Origin of the sequence: Draconibacterium sp., assembly GCF_041583095.1 — a bacterium.
In the GTDB taxonomy this organism is placed as follows: Bacteria; Bacteroidota; Bacteroidia; order Bacteroidales; family Prolixibacteraceae; genus Draconibacterium.
Map to the genome: position 1 here is coordinate 1 of NZ_JBFHGM010000387.1, position 3,649 is coordinate 3,649.

Annotated in this window: 4 protein-coding genes; 2 read left to right on the forward strand and 2 right to left on the reverse strand. The window is 43.1% G+C overall.

All coding sequences use genetic code 11. From position 1 onward, the window contains the following. Positions 1 to 63: 63 nt before the first annotated feature. A complete protein-coding gene (ribD, locus tag ABZB17_RS21475; protein WP_372653525.1) occupies positions 64 to 1,113 on the forward strand; it encodes a bifunctional diaminohydroxyphosphoribosylaminopyrimidine deaminase/5-amino-6-(5-phosphoribosylamino)uracil reductase RibD in 1,050 nt (349 codons plus the stop codon). Here the strand turns inward: ribD and ABZB17_RS21480 are convergent. Then, positions 1,106 to 1,534 carry a DUF6146 family protein gene (locus ABZB17_RS21480; RefSeq protein ID WP_372653528.1) on the reverse strand — a complete coding sequence of 143 codons (429 nt, stop codon included), beginning with the start codon at positions 1,532 to 1,534 and terminating at the stop codon, positions 1,106 to 1,108. The two genes, ribD and ABZB17_RS21480, sit on opposite strands and share 8 nt — an antisense overlap. 86 nt (positions 1,535 to 1,620) lie before the next feature. Here ABZB17_RS21480 and cls point away from each other — a divergent pair, with 86 nt between their 5' ends. After that, entirely contained in the window at positions 1,621 to 3,072 is a 1,452-nt protein-coding gene (cls, locus tag ABZB17_RS21485) for a cardiolipin synthase (RefSeq protein ID WP_372653531.1), read from the forward strand. A gap of 256 nt (positions 3,073 to 3,328) precedes the next feature. Here cls and ABZB17_RS21490 read toward each other — a convergent pair. Next, a partial coding sequence (locus ABZB17_RS21490) for a pyridoxal-phosphate dependent enzyme (RefSeq protein ID WP_372653534.1) occupies positions 3,329 to 3,649 on the reverse strand: 321 nt, incomplete at its 5' end.

Here is a 3,649-nt window from a genome sequence, read left to right on the forward strand (position 1 = left end):
ATATATTGAATAGTTTTCTGCATTGTGTACTTTTGTTGCTGCAAATTTAGTCTTTCCTTGAAAATGACAACCGAAGAAAAATATATGGCTCGTTGTATCGAGCTGGCCCGAATGGGTGCCGGACATGTTTCGCCTAACCCGATGGTTGGTTGTGTTATCGTTCATTCCGGCCAGATTATCGGCGAAGGATTTCACCAGAAACACGGGCAGGCACACGCCGAAGTAAACGCCATAAACTCGGTTACCGACGCCGCAAAATTAAAAGAAAGTACGATTTATGTTTCGCTGGAACCCTGTGCGCATTACGGTTTAACGCCACCTTGCTCCGATCTGATCATACAGAAACAAATTCCGCGGGTGGTAATTGGCAGTATCGATCCGTTTGCAAAAGTGGCCGGAAAAGGAATTGAAAGACTAAAAAATGCAGGAATTGAAGTAATAACAGGTATTCTGAAAAACGAGTGCGATGAGCTGAACCGACGCTTTTTCACTTTCCATCAAAAACACAGACCTTATATTTTGTTGAAATGGGCACAAACATCTGATGGTTTTATTGACAAAGACCGAAGTGCCGAAGACTACGGCGAACCGACCTGGATTACCGGGCCACGTGCACTATTGCGTGTTCATCAAATGCGGGCCGAAGAAGATGCCATAATGGTGGGCACCAACACGGCAGAGAAAGATAATCCGTCGCTAACCGTACGGCTGATAAAAGGGAAAAATCCCTTGCGCATTGTGCTCGACCGCCGGTTGCGTTTGAATAAAAAACTGAACCTGTTCGACAATTCAACCGAAACAATTGTTTTTAACGGGCTCGAAAACCACAGCTACAAAAAAACGGAATACATTAAAATAGATTTCTCGGATCAGCTTCTTTCGCAAATTCTTGAGGTGCTTCATCAAAAAAATATACTCTCCCTGATCGTTGAAGGCGGAGAGCAGTTGCTTAAAACTTTTGTCGATGCAGGGTTGTGGGACGAAGCGCATGTTTACACCGGGCACACCTATTTTGGCAAGGGTATAAAAGCACCTACGCCACCCGGAATTACCGGGCAATCGGAATTAATTGGGAAAGATAAACTGGTAGTTTTCCGAAATACAGCTACTTAAGCACCACGTGCGGTCCTCCGGGAATAATCTGCTTTTTCAGCACATTTTCCACGTACATAAAGTAGTAGAACAATTTGTGGTTCATCTCAAAACCGTAATCCTCGGTCGGCTCGTAACCAACAACAGGTTCAAAATTCCAGTTTGGCGACGGCGATGCACATTTTGCATTCCATGCACTTACATATTGCCGGTTCCAGTTTTCGTAGTACGCTTGCGACCGATAGCTGGCCGGTGAATTTTGCCGCTGATACCAAATATCGAAATTCGCATTAAATGTTTCCACATCATACTCTATACTGTCTTTGCCCGTTACCTCAACACTTGAATTCTGGCTTTCAGCAACTTGTTTTGCACCCGAACAGGCATACAAAAACACGGCTCCCCCAACGAATATCCACAGTAATATGTATTTTGTTTTCATCATCGCTACCTTTAACTACGAATATGAAGCAAATATTGTTTTTACTCAAATAAATTTAGAAATTTACGAGTACAAATAAACAAAATATGTCTGATTGGAGTGAATTCTGGAACTGGTTTTATCTGATCTTTCTTATTACGGCAATTCCCGTTGCCCTGATGATCATTTTAGAAAAACGATCGCCATTTAAAACAGCCGCCTGGATATTAGTCCTGATTCTGATCCCCATTTTTGGAATGATCTTTTACCTTGTTTTCGGGCAGGAGTACCGCAAACGAAAAATGTTTTCGCGGCGTGGAATAAAAAGCCTTAGAGCCATGCGCCGCCTGAGCGCCGAGCAGCTAAAAAACATCGAACAAAACAAACTTATTTCGTTGGCCGGATTACACCACCAGGCACCGCTTATCCGGCTTTTACTTAATAACTCCGATTCGTTGCTTACCACGGGGAACAAACTGCATTTGCTGGTTGACGGGCAGCAAACATTTGATAAAATTATTGAGGCTATTGAAAAAGCCAGGCACCATATCCACCTGGAATATTACATTTTTGCCGATGACAATATTGGCAATAAGCTAAAGGATATTCTGATTAAAAAACGAAAGGAAGGCGTTGAAGTACGCATTATTGTTGACGATGTGGGCAGCTGGGGACTGACCCGGCAGTTTTTTCGCGAATTGCAGGCTAATGGCATAGAGATCTACCCTTTTATGGAAGTTCGTTTTCCCCGGTTTACCTCGCGGGTAAATTACCGGAACCACCGAAAGATTATTGTTATTGATGGGAAAACGGGCTTTATTGGCGGTATAAACATTGCCGACCGCTACATTGAAGGCATGAAAGGCCTTGGGCACTGGCGCGACACACACCTGCAAATTGGTGGCGATGCAGCAACCACCCTGCAGGTAATTTTTGCGGCCGACTGGTATTTTATTACCAAACAAAATCTATACGGCTATAAATACTTCCCTCCTCTTTCCGATGCTCCGGGTGTTCCGGTACAGGTTTCGGCCAGTGGCCCCGATTACAGCTGGAAAAGTATTGAACAGGGCTTTTTTGCTGCCATTACTACAGCACGAAAAAGAATTCATATTGTTACGCCCTACCTGATGCCGCCACCGGAATTAAAAACGGCACTTAAAACAGCAGCGCTAAGTCAGGTTGATGTGCGCATTATTATTCCTGAAAAATCGGATGCTTCGCTCTCAAGATGGTGTTCGTTTTCGTATGTAGAAGAGTTACTGGAAGCCGGAGTGCGCATTTATCTTTACCAGAAAGGTTTTATTCACAGTAAATACCTGTTGGTTGACGATTGTATAGCGAGCATTGGAACAAGTAATTTCGATTTCCGAAGTTTCGAAACCAATTTTGAAGCCAATGCCTTTATCTACCAAAAAGAATTTACCAAAGAACTGGAACAACACTTTTTAACCGATTTACAATACTGTCGCGAGGTACGATACCGGGAATGGCGCAAACGACCTCTATTTGATAAGATTCGTGAATCGCTGGCGCATATTATTAGTCCGATGTTTTGAGACTGGGAACTGGATACTGGATTCTGGATACTAAATTATTGATACTTGATCGTTGGATATTGGTTATTCGATGCTGGATGCTTGATAGCTGTACTAAGAGGAGGATGCTGGATTCTCGATACTGGATTCTTGAAGCTCGTTGACTCGTGTCCGTGACTCGCAAATCTGAACTCTGAAGACTTATTATTGGATATTCAATCTGTAACTCCTGAACTTGTCTTAGTGATAGCCTCACTTGAAGTGAGACCATCACCTGCTAAAACGGCAATTTCCCCAAGTCAAGGTTTCCACCCGAAAGAATAATACCCACTTTTTTGCCCTGCACATCCACTTTCTTTTCAAGAATAGCTGCCAGCGGAACTGCCGACGAAGGTTCAATAATAATTTTCATACGCTCCCAGATCATACGCATAGCTTCCACAATACTTTCTTCCGAAACGGTTACGATACCATCAACTTTTTCCAGTATGATTGCAAAGTTTCTTTCTCCAAGAGAAGTCAAAAGACCATCGGCAATCGTTTTCGGATTTTCGGAAGGTACCCACTTTTTAGAATGAAACGAACGATAAGCATCATC

Excerpts from the sequence above, each read along its gene's own strand:
- ribD (WP_372653525.1), top strand. The coding sequence starts at position 64 with ATGACAACCGAAGAAAAATATATGGCTCGTTGTATCGAGCTGGCCCGA.
- ABZB17_RS21480 (WP_372653528.1), bottom strand. The coding sequence starts at position 1,534 with ATGAAAACAAAATACATATTACTGTGGATATTCGTTGGGGGAGCCGTG.
- cls (WP_372653531.1), top strand. The coding sequence starts at position 1,621 with ATGTCTGATTGGAGTGAATTCTGGAACTGGTTTTATCTGATCTTTCTT.